Source organism: Arthrobacter sp. Cza30 (assembly GCF_059090765.1).
This window is the reverse complement of record NZ_JBNHGA010000002.1, coordinates 421,518-438,661: the sequence shown is the minus strand read 5'-3', so window position 1 is coordinate 438,661 and position 17,144 is coordinate 421,518. Positions and strand designations below refer to the sequence as shown.

Sequence of the window (17,144 nt, the reverse complement as noted above, 5' to 3'; positions counted from 1 at the left end):
ATCCGGGAGGTGGCCAGCTACGCGGCTTTCGCCCAGACGCTATCCAGCATCCGTCGCAGCGCAGGGTTATGGGAGTGCCGGTTCCAGATCGCGTGGAGCTCCACCGAGTCCGGGGCCAGCCCGGGCAGGTGCAGGTAGGCGACGCCGTCGATTCCCAGCAATTGGGCCGACTCCGGAACGAAGGCGACGCCGCGGCCGGCGGCGACCAGTCCCACCATGGTCAGGATCTGGTCGACGGTATGGACAACGTTGCGGTGTTCGATGGGGATCTGGCGGACCACGAGATCGTAGAAATAGCGCGCCTTGATGGGCGAGTGCATGATCAACGGCACGTCCTTCAAGTCGGCGATGGCAAGCGGCGGCGACAGCCGGTCCAGCGGGTGCCCGCTCGGGACAGCGAGCATCAGGTTCTCGGAGAACAACAGATGGGACTCGAACAGGTCGGTGTCGAAGGGGGGCCGTGCCAGGCCCAGGTCGAGATCGCCGTCCTCGATGGCCTGCACCTGCTCGCTGGTCACCATCTCCTGCAGATCGACGTCCACGTCGGGCAGCTCCTGCGAGATCTCGGCCAGCAGCGGACCCAGCAGGCTGAAGGCCGAGGTCGCCGTGAAGCCGATCCGGATTTCTCCCGCCCGGCCCGCGGCAATGCGGCGCGCCGTCCGGGGCGCCCGGTCCGCCGAGACCGCCAGCTTGCGGGCCTCGGCGAGGAAGGCATGCCCCGCAGCGGTCAGCGCCACCTTGCGGTTGTCGCGAACCAAGAGTTCGACGCCGATGCTGCGCTCCAGTTTTTGGATCTGCCGGCTGAGCGGCGGCTGGGTCATGTTCAGCCGCTCGGCAGCGCGGCCGAAGTGTAGTTCCTCCGCCACCGCAATGAAACTGCGTGCTTGGTCCAAAGTGAACATGATGCCTTCCAAGTATCATTCAATGCAGTAAAGGGCTTGGACATGCATCATAGTCTCTTCCTAAGCTCAGTGTCCGAGCCACAAGTGACCTGCTTCATATGAACCGGGTCACGGCCCACCCGTTCGAACACCGCTGTTCATCGAGCAAGGAGCCCCCGTGAAAGCATTTCCCATCCGCCGGACCATTATCGGTCTGACCGCAGCCTCCGCCGCCCTGGCGCTGACCGCTTGCGGCGGCAACGTCGGCAGCACCGCGTCCGAGGGGGAAGCCTTCCCCGCCGGCCCCATCACCCTGACGGTCGGACAGGCGGCCGGCGGCTCCACCGACCTGATCGCACGCACCACAGCCGAAGGCATGGCGGACGGGCTCGGCGTAGCCGTCCCCGTGGTGAACAAGCCGGGCGCCAACGGCGCCCTGGCCACCCAGGAAGTCGCGGCCATGAAGCCCGATGGCCAGAACCTGGTCCTGCTGAACGCCTCGCTGATCACCATTACGCCGCTCGCCGTCTCCGAGGGCGAAGCCGTCACGCTGGAGGACCTTGACGTCATCAAGGGCCTGTCCCAGGACGACTACGTCCTGGTGGCCAGCGCCGACTCCGGCATCGAAACGCTGGACGACGTCAAGGGCAGCTCCAAGAAGCTGACCTTCGGCACCACCGGCGTGGGCACCGGCTCGCAGTTGGCCCAGGCCATCCTGTTCGCCCAGGCCGACATCAAGGGCACCGAGGTCCCCTTCGACTCGGGTTCGCCGGCGCTGACCGCGGTCATGGGCAACCAGGTCCAGCTGGCCACCATCCAGTTGGGTGAGGCCAAGCCGCAGATCGACGCCGGCACCGTCAAGCCGATCGTCGTCTTCTCCGACGAGCGCAACACCTACCTCCCGGACGTTCCCACCGCCATCGAAGAAGGGTACGAAGTTCCGGTCTCCCAGTACCGTGCCCTGGCCGCTCCGAAGGGCCTGCCGGAGGATGTGAAGGCCAAGCTCGTGGCATCCGTCGAGGCGGCCCAGTCGGCCGACAGCTACAAGGCTTTCAACGAGAAGAACATGCTGACCCCCAAGGAGATCTCCGGTGAGGAAGTCGTCCAGCAGTGGACGGACTTGGCCGCGAAGTACAAGGAACTCACCGAGAAGTACGACATCTCCCTGGCCGGCGAGTAGCACCACCCCGCACGGCCCCGTTCGGCCGTCACAGCGAATCGAGTTAACCATGACGCCCCACCGCGACACGCCCGCCGAGGGCCCCGAGGCAGTCGGCATCGTCGAAGACGATCTGACGCCGGAGCAACTGGCTGCCCAATGGGAGGCCGAGGCTCCGCCCCCGGCCGGACCAGTAGCGAACCTCGCAGCCTCCATCGTGGTGCTTGTGCTGGGCGTGGCCGGGATCGTCCTCTCGCTCGGGCTGGGGCTGGGTACACCCGCCCGGCCCCGGCCCGGAATGTGGCCGTTCCTGGTCAGCTTGATCATCGCTGTCCTCGCGCTCGCCCAGCTTGTTGTTGGGCGGCGCGGGGGCAAGGACGGCGAGAAGTTCTCCAAGCTGTCCTGGTTGGCCGCCGGCGGCTTCGCGACGCTGCTGGTCATGGTGTGGCTGATGCCGATGATCGGCTTTGAGGTTCCCGCGCTGCTCCTGTGCCTGGTCTGGATGAAGTTCCTCGGCGGTGAATCCTGGCGCGGCGCCATCCTCTACTCGTTGCTGATTGTTGCCGCCTTCTACGGCATCTTCATCCTGGCCCTGGGAACCTCGATTCCCCACCTGTTCTAGCGGCCGCCTGCTCCGGCAGGTGGCGCTCCCGCAGTGACGGTCCCGCCGCCACGTTGGGATTCTCGTGCCCCACCCTTGCCCACTGATCCAAAGGTTCTCGCATGGATTTCCTGCAACCGGTCATCAACGGCTTCGGCGTTGTCCTTGACCCCTCCAACTTGCTGTACTGCCTGCTGGGCGTCGTCATCGGCATGCTCATCGGTGTCCTGCCCGGCCTGGGCCCGGCAGCCACCATCGCCATCCTGCTGCCGCTGACCTATGGGATCGAGCCCGTCACCGCGATCATCATGCTGGCCGGTATCTTCTACGGCGCGCAGTACGGCGGCACCATCACCTCGGTGCTGCTGCGGCTGCCGGGCGAGGCCAGTTCCGTGGTCACCGTCTTCGACGGCTACCAGCTCGCCAGGCAGGGCAAGGCCGGAACCGCCCTGGGCATCGCGGCCATCGGTTCGTTCATCGGCGGCACCGTCGCCATCGTCGGGCTGACCTTCCTGGCGCCGCTGGTGGCCGGCTTCGCCCTCGACTTCGGCCCGCCGGAGTACACGGCGCTCGCCCTGGTCGGAATCCTGCTGGTGGCCACCATCAGCAACGGCGCCAAGGTCAAGGCCCTGATCGCGGCCGCGTTCGGCCTGCTGCTCGCGACCGTGGGCCGGGACATCTTCACCGGTGCCGAACGGTTTACCTTCGGCAACCTGAGCCTGGCCGACGGCATCGACTTTGTCCCGGTGGCCATGGGCCTGTTCGGCGTCGGCGAGATTCTCTACAACCTGGAAGAACGCCACCGCGCGGCGCAAGCGCCGGCGGCCGTGGCCAACGTGTGGCCGTCCAGGAAGGACCTTAAGCAGTCCTCCGGTGCCATCGGACGCGGCTCCGTGCTCGGCTTCTTCCTCGGCATTCTGCCCGGCGGCGGCGCCACCATATCCTCGCTGGCAGCCTACGCCGTGGAGAAGAAGCGCGCGAAGAACCCGGAGCGTTTCGGCAGGGGCGCCATCGAAGGCGTTGCCGGTCCGGAAACAGCCAACAACGCGGCGGCCACCAGTTCCTTCATCCCGCTGCTGACGCTGGGCATTCCCGCCAACGCCACGATGGCCATCATCTTCGGCGCCCTGCTCATCCAGGGCGTGACCCCGGGACCGCAGCTGATGACCGAGGATCCTGAGCTGTTCTGGGGCGTGGTCAACTCCATGTACATCGGCAACATCCTGCTGCTGATCATGTCGATCCCGCTGGTCGGCCTGTTCGTCCGCATCCTGCGGGTGCGCGCCGCCATCCTGGCTCCCATCACCGCGCTGATCACCTTGTTGGGTGCGTACACCATCCGCAACTCGATGTTCGACGTGCTGCTGGTGGTCCTCTTCGGCGCGGTCGGCTACCTGATGAAGAAGTCCGGATTCGAGCCGGGACCCCTGGTGCTGGCCTTCGTGCTGGGTTCACTGCTTGAATCAAGCCTGCGCCGCTCGCTGCTGGTGCTCCAAGGAGACGTCGCGGGATTCATGACCCGACCGATCTCCGCGACGTTGCTGGTGGTCTTCTTGGTGGTCGCCGTCTGGCCGATGGTCAAGTCGGCGATGGATCGCCGGAAAAACTCCCGTACCGAAACCCGCACCGAAACCAAGGAGAACGCATGAGCATCCTCGTCGGCTATGTACCCACCCCCGTGGGAGAGGCGGCCGTGTCCGCCGCCATCGCGGAAGCCAAGCTCCGCGGTGAAGACCTGCTGATCGTCAACTCCACCCGTGAAGGGGCGCTGGTGGATAAAACCGTGGCGTCGGAGAACGACCTCCTCCGCCTGAAGTCGGCGGCCGATGAGGCAGGCGTGGCCGCGGAAGTGCTGCGCCCCACCCACCGCGACGACCTGGCCGACGAGATCCTTGAGCTCGCCAGCGAACGCGAGGTCTCGCTCATTGTCATCGGCCTACGCCAGCGCACGCAGGTGGGCAAGTTCATCATGGGTTCGCACGCCCAGCGCATCCTGTTGCAGGCGGACCGGCCCGTGCTGGCCGTCAAGGCAGCGGAGTAGAGACCGCCAACCACGGCAGATCCGACCGCGCAGCAACGGAAGCGGCAGCAGACCCGATCTGCTGCCGCTTCCGTTGCACTGCGGTGCCGCCGCGGGCCGAAGCTCCGGCAGGGAGCCAACTGTGACCCCGCACCCTCGGCCTGTCACGGCGGCACTTCAGGTTCCGGAATCAGCCACCATCCGCGGCATTCAGCCCCAGTACGGCACGGGCGCGTCCGCCCGCGGCCGATGACAGCCGCGGGGAACCCTGACCGCCCAGGGCGGTCGGGGAACCCTGACCGCCCAGGGCGGGCAGGAACTCCCGCAGCCGTGGCTGCCAGCCATCAAAGCGTTCAGCGAAGCTGGAACGCAAGACGTTGAGCGCAATGGAAACCGATGCCGACGCTCCGGGTGAGGCGCCCAACAACCCCGCCAGGGTGCCGCCGGCGCTGACAACCACCTCCGTGCCGAAGCCGGCAATCGAACCGCGGCCCTCCACGCGCTTAACCGTCTGCACGCGCTGCCCGGCCGTCGACAACTCCCAATCGGCGCCGTCCGCCTGCGGTACGAAGGCCCGCAGCGCGTCCAGCCGGGCGTCAGCGGACTGCAGGATTTGCCGGACCAGATACCGGACCAGCGCCGCATTGTTCCCGGCAGCCGACAGCAGGGTCCCCAGGTTTCCCCGTGTGATGGAACGCGGCAGGTCGCCGAACGACCCGGTCTTGAGGAAGCGCGGCGAGAATGCAGCGAACGGGCCGAACAGCAGGTACTCCCGGCCGTCGACGATCCTCAGGTCGAGATGAGGCACAGACACCGGCGGAGTGCCGGGTGCTGCGTGGCCGTACACCTTGGCACGGTGCCGGGACACCAAGTGCGCATTTGAGGTGCGCAGGAACTGGCCGCTGATTGGAAAGGCTGCGTAGCGCCGAACCTCCGGGATGCGGGCGTCTTGAAGCAACGGCAAAGTCCCGCCGCCCGCGCCGACGAACACCTGCTTCGCCCGAAAACGGCGGTGACCGGAGGGGGTTGCGGCGTCGATTATCCAGCGGTTCCCGGCCAGGCGCAGGCGGGATACCCGGTGTCGGAAGGCCACCATAGCACCGCGGGCGGTGAGCGCCGAGACCAGCTGGCCGGCGATGGCTCCGTAGTCCACATCGGTGCCGCCGGAATTCCGGGTGACCGCGACGGGGGCGCCTGCCGGGCGTCCGGCGAACATCAGGGGAAGCCACCGCGCCAACTGCTCCGGGTCCTCGCTGTAGACGGTGTCGCCGAACGACGGGTGCGGGGACAGGGCCCGGTGCCGGGCGCGCAGGTAGTCCACTCCATCCGTGCCGCGGGCGAAGCCGAAGTGCGGCACCGGTCGGATGAAGCCGGCCGGTTCGTTGAGCCGTCCGGTTTCCACCAGGTGGGCCCAGTACTGCAGCGACGCCTGGAACTGCTGGTTGATGGCGATGGCGCCGCCTTCATCCACGCTGCCGTCCGGACGGCGCGGCGTGTAGTTGAATTCGCACAGACCGGCATGCCCCGTGCCGGCATTGTTCCACGCGTGGGAACTCTCCAGTCCGGCCTCATCCAATCCTTCGAGCAGGGCGATGCTCCACGAAGGTTCCAGTTCATTCAGCAGGGTGCCGATCGTGGTGCCCATGATGCCGGCACCAATCAACACGACGTCGAACTCTTCAACGGGACCATCGGGGGATGCTGCCATGGCGGCCTTTCAGCGGCGAACGAGGGTGATGCCAGAGGGTAGGTGCGGGGCGGTGACGCGGATCAGTGGCCGGACTCGCGGTCCAGCCGATGCCGCGAATTGACCAGATGAGTGCGCATGGCGGCAGCCGCGGCCAGGGCATCGCCGGCTTCCACCGCGGCCAGCACCGCCGCATGTTCGGACGCCACGGCCGAGAGGCGGGAGGTTTCGGCTTCGGATCCGCCGGCCTCCAGCCGGTAGCGCGGCATGGCGATCATGGCCGGGCCGAGGGCCGCGATCACATCCAGCAGGAACGGGTTGCCGCTGGCTTCGGCCACGGTGCGGTGGAACTCGAAGTCGTGGGCCAGGGCCGCCGCAGGGTTGGCATCGGAGCGGGAGAAATCCTCGAGTGCGGTACGCAGGGCGGTTAGCTGCCGGTCGGTCCGTCGCACGGCGGCCAGGCCCGCGGCTTCACTTTCGACGCCGGTGCGGAACTCCACCAGCGCCCTCCGGTCCTCCAGGGTCCGCACGGGCCGGAGGCCCCGGGGGCCCTCCGCTTCCGCCGGCGGTGTCAGCGCGAAACTCCCGCTGCCGCGCCGGGTGTGCACCAGTCCCTCCGCCTGCAGCCGGGTGATGGCCTCGCGCACCACGGTGCGGCTCACGCCGTGCTCTGCGATCAGCGTGTTCTCGCTGGGCAGCTTGTCGCCCGGAGCGATATCGCCGTCGACAATGCGCCTGCGCAGGTCGTCAACCAAGGTGGCCGTCAGGTTCGGTTTCATCGCTCCGGTTTCCTCTGGGGCAGGTGGGGCAACGACGGCGGTGCGGGGCACCGCCGTCGTGATGGGGCATGGGGCGGCGCGGTCAGGCGAGGCCGAACTCGACGCTGTCCGTCGTCCAAGCGCGGGCCTGGTCGCTGAACGTGAAACCAAGTCCCGGACGGTCAGGCACGAGCATGCGGCCGTCGCGGGTCTCGAGTCGCTCGTTGAACAGCGGGTCCAGCCAGTCGAAATGCTCTACCCACGGCTCGCGCGGGTAGGCGGCGGCCAGGTGGAGGTGGATCTCCATCGCGAAGTGCGGCGCCAGGTCCAGCCCGGCCTGGTCCGCCAGCGTGGCCAGGCGCAGGAACTGCGTGATGCCGCCGACCCGGGGAGCGTCGGGCTGGATGATGTCGCACGCACGGGCGGCGATCAGGCGTTCGTGCTCGGCCACCGAGGCCAGCATTTCGCCGGTGGCAATCGGGGTGTCCAGGGCGGCGGCCAGCGCGGCGTGGCCTTCGGCGTCGTAGGCATCCAGCGGTTCCTCGATCCAGACCAGGTCGAACTGCTCCAGGCGGCGGCCCATCCGGAGTGCGGTGGCCCGGTCCCACTGCTGGTTCGCGTCCACCATCAGCGGCACGCCGTCGCCGATGTGGTCGCGGACCGCGGCGACACGGCGCAGGTCCTCGCCCGAGTCCGGCAGGCCGACCTTGATCTTGATGCCGCCGATGCCGTCGGCAAGCGAACGGTTGGCGCGGTCCTTCACCTCGTCGATGGAGGCGTTGAGGAAGCCGCCGGAGGTGTTGTAGGTCCGGACCGAGTCCCGGTGCGCGCCGAGGAACTTGGCCAGCGGGAGCCCTGCCCGCTTGGCCTTGAGGTCGTAGAGAGCTATGTCGAGCGCGGCCAGGGCCTGGGTGGCGACGCCAGACCGGCCCACCGACGCGCCGGCCCAGAGCAGCTTGTTGTAGAGCTTGGCGATGTCGTTGGGGTCCTCGCCGAGCATTGCCTCGGCGACTTCCTTGGCATGGGCGTATTGCGCCGGGCCGCCGGCCCGTTTCGAATAGCTGAAGCCCAGGCCCTCGTGTCCCTGCGCGGTGGTGATTTCCGCAAAGAGGAAGACGACTTCCGTCATGGGCTTTTGGCGCCCGGTAAAGACTTTGGCGTCGGAGATGGGCGTGGCCAGCGGCAGCGTGGCAGTGGAGAGCTTGACGTGCCGGATGGCATCGGGGCTGTAGGGCATGACGGTCCTTACGCGGGGATGACTACTGCACTGATGATACAAGTCCATTACTTATTATACAAGTATCGACCAAGCGACCCTTGCCAGAGCCAACCCGGTTTTGCCACGTGGAACCCTCGGCTTGCCCGACGGCGGGCCGGGCACGAAATCAGTCGATCGGGGTTACCAGCGAGCCTTCGCGCAGGTAGCTGCGCAGGTTCTCCAATGTCAAGGCGGCCATGTCGGCGCGGGTTTCACGGGTGCCGCTGCCGATGTGCGGTAACAGGACCACGTTCTCCAGCTCCATCAATTCGGCCGGAACTTGCGGTTCGGCGGCGAAGACGTCCAGCCCTGCGCCCGCCAGGCGTCCTCCGGCCAAGGCGGAGACCAAGGCGTGTTCGTCCACCATGGCACCGCGGGCGATGTTGATCAGGTAGCCTCCCGGGCCGAGCTTGGCCAGCACCCCGGCGTCGACCAGGTTGACCGTTGCCGGGCCTCCGGCAGCGGCGATGACGAGCACCTCGACGGCCTCCGCGAGTTCGGCGGGGGAGGAGTGGAACGCGTAGCCGGAGTCCTCGACGGCGCGCCGGCTGTGGTAGTGGATCTCGCAGTCGAACGCTTCCAGCCGCTTGGCGATCGCCCGGCCGATCCGGCCCAGGCCGAGGATGCCGACCTTCCTGCCGGAGGCCCGCGTGGTCAGCGGGTAGGACGCGGTCGAGGCCCATTCGCCGCGGCGGACGAACCGGTCGGCGGCGCTGGTTCGGCGCAGCACATCCAGATAGAGGGCCAGCGCGGTGTCGGCCACGCAATCGGTGAGCACATCCGGGGTGTTGCTGATGCGGATGCCGCGTTCGTTTGCCTGGTCGACGTCGGTGGCGTCGTAGCCAGCGCCGAAGTTTACGATGGCTTCGAGGTTCGGCAGCCGGCGCATCAGGTCGGAGCCGATGCCATGGCGGCCGGAACACACCGCCACGCGGATGCCGGGGGCGTGCCGCAGCAGGAATTCGCCGCGTTCCGGGCCGTCCGGGAGCAACAGTGCGTCGAACTCATCCGCCAAAGCGGCGGCGACAACGGGGTTCACCGGTCCAACCTGAAGGACCTGCCGGCCGTCGGCGGGTGTGGGGGCATCGGCGGGCACGGCCGTACGGGTGGTCATGCCAGAAGCGTAAGGACCTTCGCGGAAGCGCGTCCAACACGGATACTGCATGGACCGATACCCGGCGGGACATGTTCCATCCGTTCCGCGGAACCGCTGGCCGTTTTCGGGTGCGGGCCTTTAGGGTACAGAGGTCTCCGTCGCCTGCTTCGCCGGCCCGGTGTCCGGCTGGGGCGCCTGAGCGGCTGCCCGGCGGGATGCGGTCCGGAACCACGTCAGGGGGCCAAGGATGGGCAACGCCAGTACCAGGAGGGACCAGCCTGCTTTCGCCGGCCGCTGCTGCTTGCTCCGCCAGATGCTGACCAGCGCTCCGACTGCCAGGAAGAGGGCAAATGGCCCGGCACAGACGGCAGCCGCTATCAACGTGACCGAGTCGAACAGCATAGGATCCCCCTTCCTTGGCCGTGCCCGGCCGCCGGCCACCGCAAAGGCCGCAACAATGACGAGTCTAGAATCGCACCGGCGCCGCGGCTATCCCCCGGGAGGATGAGTTCGTGCGGTTCCACTCCTCCCTCGGTAGCAGGGGCCGCCTCAGCCCTCTGTGCGGAACCTGGCCAGCACCTTGTGCAACGTGTTGAGGTTCCTGGTGGTCGTCACCGGCTTGTACATGGTTTTGGCCATTTGCTTGGACAGTTTGGACTCCAGGGTGTTGCCTTTGGGCACCTCCCAGTACAAGACGTCGCCCCCCGGAGACGCGCGTTCTTCGGGCGAAAGTTCCGGGCAGTCCTCGAGCAGTTGTTCGACAACATCCTGACCCGTGGTGAGCACCGCGTAAGCGTGCCGGGGAACGCCGTCGTCGGGCGGGGTGAATGGGTAGCCCTCGACGATGGCCGCCAGCTCGCTGGGAGTCTTGACGATGACCCAGGCGTCGTAGCCGAAAGCCGTCCGCAAGCTCACTTCGACTCTTCTCTTGACCACACCGGGGTCGTCGGTCTCCGCGCACAGCACGACGTTGCCCGAGGCGAGGACGGTCTCCACCTGCCTGAAGCCGGCTTCGGTGAGGACCCGCTGCAAGTCCTTCATGGCAATCCGGACGCCTCCAACGTTGATGCCGCGCAAAAACACGCCATAAGTCCGTAAGGAACCGGATTCGCCGCATTTATTTTTCATGGTGCTCCGGGGCCGGATGGACGGGAAATCATTGTATGCGCCGGCCGTGATCACTTGATGATCCTACCCATTCAGCGGCTAGGCGAAGCAAGATACGCGGCTTTGCATATGTATCACTGAAGGGCTGTGACATCAAGGAAAAAGGTTGTCTAAGGACTAAACCATTAACCAAGTTTACGTGGAGCTCATGCCTTCGAGACGGGGGATCCATTCCCTTGTCTAAGCCCGTCACCCCTCCTAGGCTGAATGTAACGGAACGGCTTTCTGAAGAACGCCGTATCGAAGTATGGGGAACTGAGGCTGGCGGCGGCTGAGGGCGTCATTCGCGGCGGCTTCATGGGGACACGGGCGGATGGACACCGCCCGCCTAGGGGGAAGCAGAGCATGACTCTGGAGACAGTATAAAGAAGCGGTGGGGGACGTTCCTTGCTGGACGTACCTGAGGGGATTCATGGCTTATGTACTGAGTGTCGATGTCGGCACAAGTTTCACGGCAGCAGCGACAGCGCGATACGGGAGCGGAGACCGAAAGCCTCAGCAGCCGCAGGCTGTCCACTTGGGTTCACGTGCGGCGGCCGTGCCGTCGGTGATCTATGTAGGCGAAGACGGCGCAGTCCTGGTCGGCGAGGCAGCCGAACGGCGGGGCACAACGTCCCCTGACCGGGTGGTTCGAGAATTCAAGCGGCGGATCGGCGACTCGGTTCCGATGATGGTCGGAGATCTGTTCGTCGCGCCTGAGGACATTTTCGCCGCCGTGGTGCGGTGGGTCGTAGACCGCGCACAGGAACGTGAAGGCGAAGCTCCGGAAGCAGTAGTGGTGTCGCATCCGGCAAGCTGGGGCGACTACAAGACCGGACTGATCCGCGACGCCATGGCCGGCGTCGGGCTCGCCGACGTCATGCTGTTGAGCGAGCCGGAAGCAGCCGCGCTCCATTACGCCTCCCAGAACCGCGTGGGCACGGGGAGCCTCGTCGCGGTCTATGACTTTGGCGGCGGTACCTTCGACGCGGCAGTCCTGTACAAGGGCGACGCAGCCTCGTTCACGCTGCTGGGCAGACCGGAAGGCCTGGAGCGGGTGGGTGGAGCTGATGTCGACGACATCGTCTTCGCTCACGTCGTCGCCAGCCTGGACGGCGGACTGAGCGCGGTGGACCCCACCTCGACGCAAGCACGCGTGGCGCTGGACCGTATCCGGCGGGAATGCGTGGAAGCCAAAGAAGCACTTTCGGCCGATTCCGAGGCAACGATCCCGGTGTTGCTGCCGGAACTGCAGACAGGCGTCCGCCTGGTGCGGTCCGAGTTTGAGGGCATGATCGAGGAGCTGGTGCGGGACACGCTCCACTCCCTGCGCCGGGCCCTCGACACAGCGCACGTGGCTGCCGAGGACCTCACCGCGGTCCTCTTGACCGGCGGCTCGTCCCGGATCCCCTTGGTTGCCCAAGTGTTGTCCGCCGAACTCAACCGTCCCCTCGCCGTGGATGCGGACCCGAAGGCCGCCATCAGCCTGGGGGCCGCGTACTTCGCGGCCCGAAACAGGCTCGTGCTGCCACCCGAACAAGCTGCGGAGCCGCAGCCGGAGCCGGTGCCGGTAGCCGCCGAAGGCCGCGCCTTTCCGCAACCACACTTCCACGCCCACGCAGCGTCCTCGGTGGAAGGCGCCGGCACCGCACGGAAACCCGTGCTGGCCATGCGCGCCGCTGCCGTAACGGTGTCGGTCGCGGCCCTCACGGCCTTGACGGCAACCGCCGCCCAAAGCCCCCACGAATTCGGCCTGTTCGGCTCCCAACCGGGAGTTGCCCAAGGCAGCACCGCGGAACGGAACGGCTACGTACCGGGGGGAGCTCCGGAGGGAAGCGAAGGGGCCGGACCGGCCAATTCCGTCATGGCGGCTGAACCGTCGCAGCCTGGCATGAGTCCGGTGGTTTTCTGGGAAAACCCGGCCGGGACGTCCTCCGGCGCAGCGACATCTGGCCCGGAAGGCACCCCGGGCTATGGCGGCACCGCGGGCTTCGCGCAGGACTCGGCGACCTACGTGCAGGACCAGGCCACGACGACGCCGAACGGGCAACCGTCGACGCGCCCGGGCGGCGCGTCTGCGCCGCCCGCGGATTCCGGGCCGGGGCCGGGATCCGATCCGGACAACGGCACCAACACGCCTGCCCCGGGACCCACGGGAACCCCGGTGCCGCCCGCGACTCCACAGCCAGGCACGACTCCCCAACCTCCCGCCCCCGAGCCGGAACCGAGTGTTCCGACTGTGCCGACAACGGAACCGGAACCGGATCCGGTGCCGCCTCCGGCCCCCGACCCCGCGCCGGAACCTGCCCCGGAGCCCGCGCCGGAGCCCTCATCAACACCGTCAGAGACTGTGGTGGTCGATCCTCCGCCGACCGCGCCAGCCTGGGTGGACCCGACGCAGCCGCCGGCACCGTCGGGTGACCCCACCGATGTGCCTGCTCCGGGGCCGGCATGACAGGTGCGACACCGGCGCAGCCGGCGGCACGCCGTTTGGTGAACCGGGATGCCGCGCAACTGCTGACCGAAGCCGCGACGGAACCCACGTCGCGTTTACTGGCTACCGTGTCCGGTCCGGGAGGATCGGGCAAGAGCCTGCTGCTGGAAAACTTGGCGGCGGCTTATGAGGAAGCAGGAGTCCCCGTTAGCTCGGGCAGGCAAGCACTGGGGCAAGACCCTGTGGACGAAGGCACCACTGTACTGATCGACGACGCCCACCAGCTGGACGACGCCGAACTTGAGCGCGTCCATCGGTTGGCCGACGAGCAGAACGTGAATCTTGTGGTCGCGTACCGGTCGTGGCCGAAGTTGCCGGCGCTGCAGCGGCTGACGGCGGTGTTGGAGGCGCACCGGCGACCGGTCTTGTTGGGGACTTGGACGCGTCAGGACATCGCCCGCCATGCAGCGGCTGCCCGCCCGGACCGGCTTCCTACTCCCGTCATTGACCAGGTCTTCCGGCTGACAAGCGGCCTGCCCTGGCTGGTTCAGCATGTGTTGGAAGCAATCGACGACGCCCGCCCCATACCATCAGATCCAGTGAAGTTCGGCGGGTTGGTCAACCATGTGGGACACGAGCTCGAACGGCTGGAACCCAACCTTCGGGAGCTGCTGCTGGCCCTGGCCGTCGGTTTCGATCCAGCCGGGCCGCTGCCTTCCGGACTGCGGGAGCTGCCTGGCGGCATCGGGCCCCTGATGTCGCAGGCAACGGCCGCAGGGTTGGTGCTGCCCGAGGGAAACCTTGCTCCCCTCATGCGCAACGTCCTGCTTCACGTCACCCCGCAGCACCACGTCCGGGCCACCCAGCGGGCCCTGGCCGACTGTTTAGCCAACAACACCGCACCGGCGCCCGTTGACGTGGCCCGTGGACTGGTTCGGGGCGGACTCCAGGATCCACGCGTGGTCCGCGTCCTCGAAGACGCCGGCGACGGCGTCTTGGCTTCCGAGCCCCGGGTGGCCGCGACACTGTACGACGAAGCGGCGGCAGCCGGCGCCGACGAAGCGGCAACGGCGGCGCGCCGGGCCCAGGCGGCCCTGGCCTCCGGAGACCTCGAAACAGCCGGCCGCATCCTTGACCGGCTCCTGGCCCAGCCGGAGGCACCGGACAGGCTCCGCGGAGCGGACGTGGCGGCGTCGCTGTGGGCGCAGCGGGGCATGCTGTCGCGCAGCGCCCAGGTCTATCGGTGGCTCGGATCACCCGCCACGGAGGCGTCCAGGGCTCTGGCCGCCGTCGTCATGATCGGTACGGGTGACCCCGACGAGGCTCGAAGCCTGCTTGCCGGCAACCATGCCGACAACTCGCCAACCCTGACAAACGTGGCCGTCTCGTTGATGGGACAAGGCATCGCCGCGTCCGTCGGCGAGCACCCCGAGCAGGCGCTGCCGGCCCTGGTGCGGGCTTCCGACATGCTCACGGCCTCCGGCGCCGCCATTCCGCTGCCGGACAGCCCGGCCGCCCTCGCGGCCTTGGTGGCCCTGCACAGCGGTGAGCTCCCCGTAGCGGCAGCCGTCCTCGACGACGCACTGAGCGGACGCCAGGGAGGCCCGGCGGCCCGGTTGAGGCTGCTGCTCCTGCGGGCCTGGGTCTCCATGCTGCAGGACCACCCGGACAGCGCCGGGGCTGCCATCGCAGAGGCGACCGCCAGCGGAATCCGTCCCACCCCGCGCGACGAATTGTTGCTGGACGCCCTGCAGGTCGGGCTGGCGCGGCGAACCGATGACACCGCTGCCTTGGTGCGCGCCTGGGACCGGGCGAGGGGCCGGCTGCTGCACGTCGCCGTCGATCTCTACAGCCTTTTGCCGCTGGGCGAACTGGCGGTAGCCGCTGCCCGCCTGCGTGATTCCGCGAGGCTGCAGCCGCATTTGACGGAGGCGTGGGCGCTGCTGGGGAGATTGGGCGAACCGGCGCTGTGGTCTACCTCGCTGCATTGGTATGCGGTCCAGGCAGCGCTGTTGGCGGACAGCCCCAGCGAGCTCGCCCCGCATGCCTCGGCGCTGGTGCGGGCCTCGGGGACGTACCGACTGGCGGGCGTGCTCGCGGCGGCCGGCCGGGCGTGGGTGACAGTGCTGGCCGGCAGGATCGATCCGAAGCTGGTGGAGGAGTCAGCCCGCGCGCTCGCATCCGTCGGCCTCACCTGGGACGGGGCGCGCCTCGCCGGGCACGCGGCAGCGCACGCCGACGAGCGCAAGGACATGAGCCGCCTCCTGGCTTGCGCCAGGGACCTTCATCCCGGCACGCGCGGGACCATGGACGCGCCGGCCGAGGTCACCGGCGCCGAGCACGGCGGGCAGGCAGCGGTCCCCGCCGGAGCAGCACAGGGACAAGAAAGCACCGTCTTGAGCGAGCGGGAGCGCGAAGTCGCCCGGTTGGTACTGGAGGGCAAGACGTACCGGGAGATCGGGGCCGCGATTTTTATTTCGCCGCGTACCGCCGAGCACCACATAGCGCGGATCCGCCGGAGGCTGGGGGCTTCGAACCGCGCCGAGCTGCTGACCCAGTTGCGGCTTGCGCTCGGCGAAGACGGTTCCGCGCAGTAGTTCCGCGGCCTTCCGGGCTTGGGACCCCTCCCTACCTAGTCCCCGGGCACCGCGATCCCCCTGGAGGGGGCGGGCGGCGGGGGAGGAAGCCCCGATGCGGGCGACAGCAGCCCGGCCGTAGCTTTGAACCAAGCCAAGCAACTCAGCTCGGCGGGCCACCATCCATAGTTTTTGGCCAGATCCAGTAGGAATAAGAATGGGGATTCACATAATGCCTACGCTCGCAAGCTCTCTTCTCGAATTCATCATGAATCTGCTCCGTGATCCGCGGGCAGCCGCCGAATTCCAAGCAGACCCGGATGCCGCCCTCGCCGAGGCCGGCTTGGGCGACGTGTGCTCCGATGATGTGGACGCCATCATGCCGGTCATCCTCGACTACGCTCCCGTGGATGCCAGCTCGTCCTTCGACCGCGAGTACAACACCGGCGGCAACCACTCCGGCGGCGACACCGGCGACTGGTCCAGCGACAACTCCGGCAACAATGGCGGTGGCTGGGGCGGCGGCCACGGTGGCGGGGGCCACGGCGGAGACGGCCACGGTCACGACGGCGGTCACGGGGGCGGCGGCCATGACGACGATGACCACGGTCACGGCGGCGGCAGGGGCAACGATCATGATGACCACGCCCACGCCGTGCAGCAACTGACGCACATCGTGAACAACTACTCTTACACCTCTACGATCGACGATCGGGACACCATCACGGACCAGTCCGTCAACCAGAACATCTGGGCCGACGGCGACGTCAACCAGTGGTTCGACAACGACGCCGTGATCGCCTCGGGCGACGACTCTGTTGCGGCCGGCGGCGACGCCACCGTGGATAATTCGACGGACAATTCCAAGGATTACTCTGAGGATCACTCGACCGATAACTCAACCACCGTGACCACCGGTGACATCGAGGGCGACGTGACCGTCGGGGATACCGACATCTCCGTCGAGGACTCCTTCAACGTTGAGGATTCCTTCAACGAGGACTCCTACAACGAGGACTCCTACAATGAGGACTCCTACAACACGGATGTTGATGTGGACGTCGAGGTGGAAGACTCGTTCAACGACAACTCCGACAACTCGACGGATAACTCGACCGACAACTCCACTAACGTGGAAATCGAGGACTCCTACAACGGCAACACCACCGAAATCGAGGTAGAGGATTCCTTCAACGAGGACAACTCCACCAACACCGACATCAACGTCGAGGATTCCTTCAACAAGGAGGTCGAGATCGAGGACTCGTACAACGAGGTCGAGGTCGAGGATTCGTTCAACGACAGCTCCACGAACACGGACGTGCAGGTGGACGCGGACATCGACGCCGAGTTCACCGACAACTCCGTCAACGATTCCGTCATCGTCGCGGACAACGAAGTGGAAATCGAAGACAGTGTTGTTGCCGAAGAGGTCGATTTCTAACCGACCTGATAACTGAATCACGACAGATCAGCTGTCCAGCAGGAGGCCGGGGGACCTCCTGCTGGACAGTGTCACGGTCCGGCC

At 67.2% G+C, this 17,144-nt stretch carries 14 protein-coding genes; 7 read left to right on the top strand and 7 right to left on the bottom strand.

Features of this window, described 5'->3' with window-relative positions:
* Positions 1-17: 17 nt before the first annotated feature.
* Positions 18-902 (bottom strand): LysR family transcriptional regulator, encoded by an 885-nt coding sequence (locus tag AC5RVZ_RS07305; protein WP_494065107.1) that lies wholly within the window; start codon positions 900-902, stop codon positions 18-20.
* Positions 903-1,059: 157 nt separating this feature from the next.
* Between AC5RVZ_RS07305 and AC5RVZ_RS07300 the strand changes: the two genes are divergently transcribed.
* The 4 genes from AC5RVZ_RS07300 (at position 1,060) to AC5RVZ_RS07285 (ending at position 4,682) form a co-directional block, all read left to right on the top strand.
* Positions 1,060-2,061: a tripartite tricarboxylate transporter substrate binding protein gene (locus AC5RVZ_RS07300; RefSeq protein WP_494065106.1), complete on the top strand. Its 1,002-nt coding sequence runs from the start codon at positions 1,060-1,062 to the stop codon at positions 2,059-2,061.
* Between the two features lie 49 nt (positions 2,062-2,110).
* Positions 2,111-2,662, top strand: coding sequence for a tripartite tricarboxylate transporter TctB family protein (locus AC5RVZ_RS07295; RefSeq protein WP_494065105.1), 552 nt, complete (start codon positions 2,111-2,113; stop codon positions 2,660-2,662).
* 101 nt (positions 2,663-2,763) lie between these two features.
* Positions 2,764-4,290, top strand: coding sequence for a tripartite tricarboxylate transporter permease (locus AC5RVZ_RS07290; protein WP_494065104.1), 1,527 nt, complete (start codon positions 2,764-2,766; stop codon positions 4,288-4,290).
* Entirely contained in the window at positions 4,287-4,682 is a 396-nt protein-coding gene (locus tag AC5RVZ_RS07285) for a universal stress protein (RefSeq protein ID WP_494065103.1), read from the top strand. Before AC5RVZ_RS07290 ends, AC5RVZ_RS07285 begins: the two co-directional genes overlap by 4 nt.
* Positions 4,683-4,851: 169 nt before the next feature.
* Here AC5RVZ_RS07285 and mqo read toward each other — a convergent pair whose 3' ends face one another.
* From mqo to AC5RVZ_RS07255, 6 genes are all read right to left on the bottom strand, one after another.
* Entirely contained in the window at positions 4,852-6,369 is a 1,518-nt protein-coding gene (mqo, locus tag AC5RVZ_RS07280) for a malate dehydrogenase (quinone) (RefSeq protein ID WP_494065102.1), read from the bottom strand.
* 62 nt (positions 6,370-6,431) lie between these two features.
* The gene (locus AC5RVZ_RS07275) at positions 6,432-7,127 is read right to left on the bottom strand and encodes a FadR/GntR family transcriptional regulator (protein ID WP_494065101.1); all 696 of its coding nucleotides are present in this window, start codon (positions 7,125-7,127) and stop codon (positions 6,432-6,434) included.
* A gap of 82 nt (positions 7,128-7,209) precedes the next feature.
* A complete protein-coding gene (locus AC5RVZ_RS07270) occupies positions 7,210-8,343 on the bottom strand; it encodes an L-talarate/galactarate dehydratase (RefSeq protein ID WP_494065100.1) in 1,134 nt (377 codons plus the stop codon).
* A 148-nt stretch (positions 8,344-8,491) separates the two neighbouring features.
* Complete coding sequence (locus AC5RVZ_RS07265; RefSeq protein WP_494065099.1) at positions 8,492-9,478, bottom strand: 2-hydroxyacid dehydrogenase; 987 nt, start codon at positions 9,476-9,478, stop codon at positions 8,492-8,494.
* Between the two features lie 120 nt (positions 9,479-9,598).
* Positions 9,599-9,862, bottom strand: coding sequence for a PLD nuclease N-terminal domain-containing protein (locus tag AC5RVZ_RS07260; RefSeq protein WP_494065098.1), 264 nt, complete (start codon positions 9,860-9,862; stop codon positions 9,599-9,601).
* 147 nt (positions 9,863-10,009) lie between these two features.
* The gene (locus AC5RVZ_RS07255) at positions 10,010-10,642 is read right to left on the bottom strand and encodes a DUF1697 domain-containing protein (RefSeq protein WP_494065097.1); all 633 of its coding nucleotides are present in this window, start codon (positions 10,640-10,642) and stop codon (positions 10,010-10,012) included.
* Between the two features lie 502 nt (positions 10,643-11,144).
* Here AC5RVZ_RS07255 and AC5RVZ_RS07250 point away from each other — a divergent pair.
* The 3 genes from AC5RVZ_RS07250 to AC5RVZ_RS07240 all read left to right on the top strand — a co-directional run bounded on the left by AC5RVZ_RS07250 (position 11,145) and on the right by AC5RVZ_RS07240 (position 17,060).
* Complete coding sequence (locus AC5RVZ_RS07250) at positions 11,145-13,061, top strand: Hsp70 family protein (RefSeq protein WP_494065096.1); 1,917 nt, start codon at positions 11,145-11,147, stop codon at positions 13,059-13,061.
* Positions 13,058-15,637: a LuxR C-terminal-related transcriptional regulator gene (locus AC5RVZ_RS07245; RefSeq protein WP_494065095.1), complete on the top strand. Its 2,580-nt coding sequence runs from the start codon at positions 13,058-13,060 to the stop codon at positions 15,635-15,637. Before AC5RVZ_RS07250 ends, AC5RVZ_RS07245 begins: the two co-directional genes overlap by 4 nt.
* Positions 15,638-15,833: 196 nt before the next feature.
* Complete coding sequence (locus AC5RVZ_RS07240; RefSeq protein ID WP_494065094.1) at positions 15,834-17,060, top strand: IniB N-terminal domain-containing protein; 1,227 nt, start codon at positions 15,834-15,836, stop codon at positions 17,058-17,060.
* The last annotated feature ends 84 nt before the right edge of the window (positions 17,061-17,144 follow it).

What these genes read in the sequence shown, in the direction of transcription:
- AC5RVZ_RS07270 (WP_494065100.1), bottom strand. Translation starts at nt 8,343, where the DNA reads ATGCCCTACAGCCCCGATGCCATCCGGCACGTCAAGCTCTCCACTGCC.
- AC5RVZ_RS07285 (WP_494065103.1), top strand. Translation starts at nt 4,287, where the DNA reads ATGAGCATCCTCGTCGGCTATGTACCCACCCCCGTGGGAGAGGCGGCC.
- AC5RVZ_RS07260 (WP_494065098.1), bottom strand. Translation starts at nt 9,862, where the DNA reads ATGCTGTTCGACTCGGTCACGTTGATAGCGGCTGCCGTCTGTGCCGGG.
- AC5RVZ_RS07275 (WP_494065101.1), bottom strand. Translation starts at nt 7,127, where the DNA reads ATGAAACCGAACCTGACGGCCACCTTGGTTGACGACCTGCGCAGGCGC.
- mqo (WP_494065102.1), bottom strand. Translation starts at nt 6,369, where the DNA reads ATGGCAGCATCCCCCGATGGTCCCGTTGAAGAGTTCGACGTCGTGTTG.
- AC5RVZ_RS07265 (WP_494065099.1), bottom strand. Translation starts at nt 9,478, where the DNA reads ATGACCACCCGTACGGCCGTGCCCGCCGATGCCCCCACACCCGCCGAC.
- AC5RVZ_RS07245 (WP_494065095.1), top strand. Translation starts at nt 13,058, where the DNA reads ATGACAGGTGCGACACCGGCGCAGCCGGCGGCACGCCGTTTGGTGAAC.
- AC5RVZ_RS07305 (WP_494065107.1), bottom strand. Translation starts at nt 902, where the DNA reads ATGTTCACTTTGGACCAAGCACGCAGTTTCATTGCGGTGGCGGAGGAA.
- AC5RVZ_RS07290 (WP_494065104.1), top strand. Translation starts at nt 2,764, where the DNA reads ATGGATTTCCTGCAACCGGTCATCAACGGCTTCGGCGTTGTCCTTGAC.
- AC5RVZ_RS07240 (WP_494065094.1), top strand. Translation starts at nt 15,834, where the DNA reads ATGGGGATTCACATAATGCCTACGCTCGCAAGCTCTCTTCTCGAATTC.
- AC5RVZ_RS07295 (WP_494065105.1), top strand. Translation starts at nt 2,111, where the DNA reads ATGACGCCCCACCGCGACACGCCCGCCGAGGGCCCCGAGGCAGTCGGC.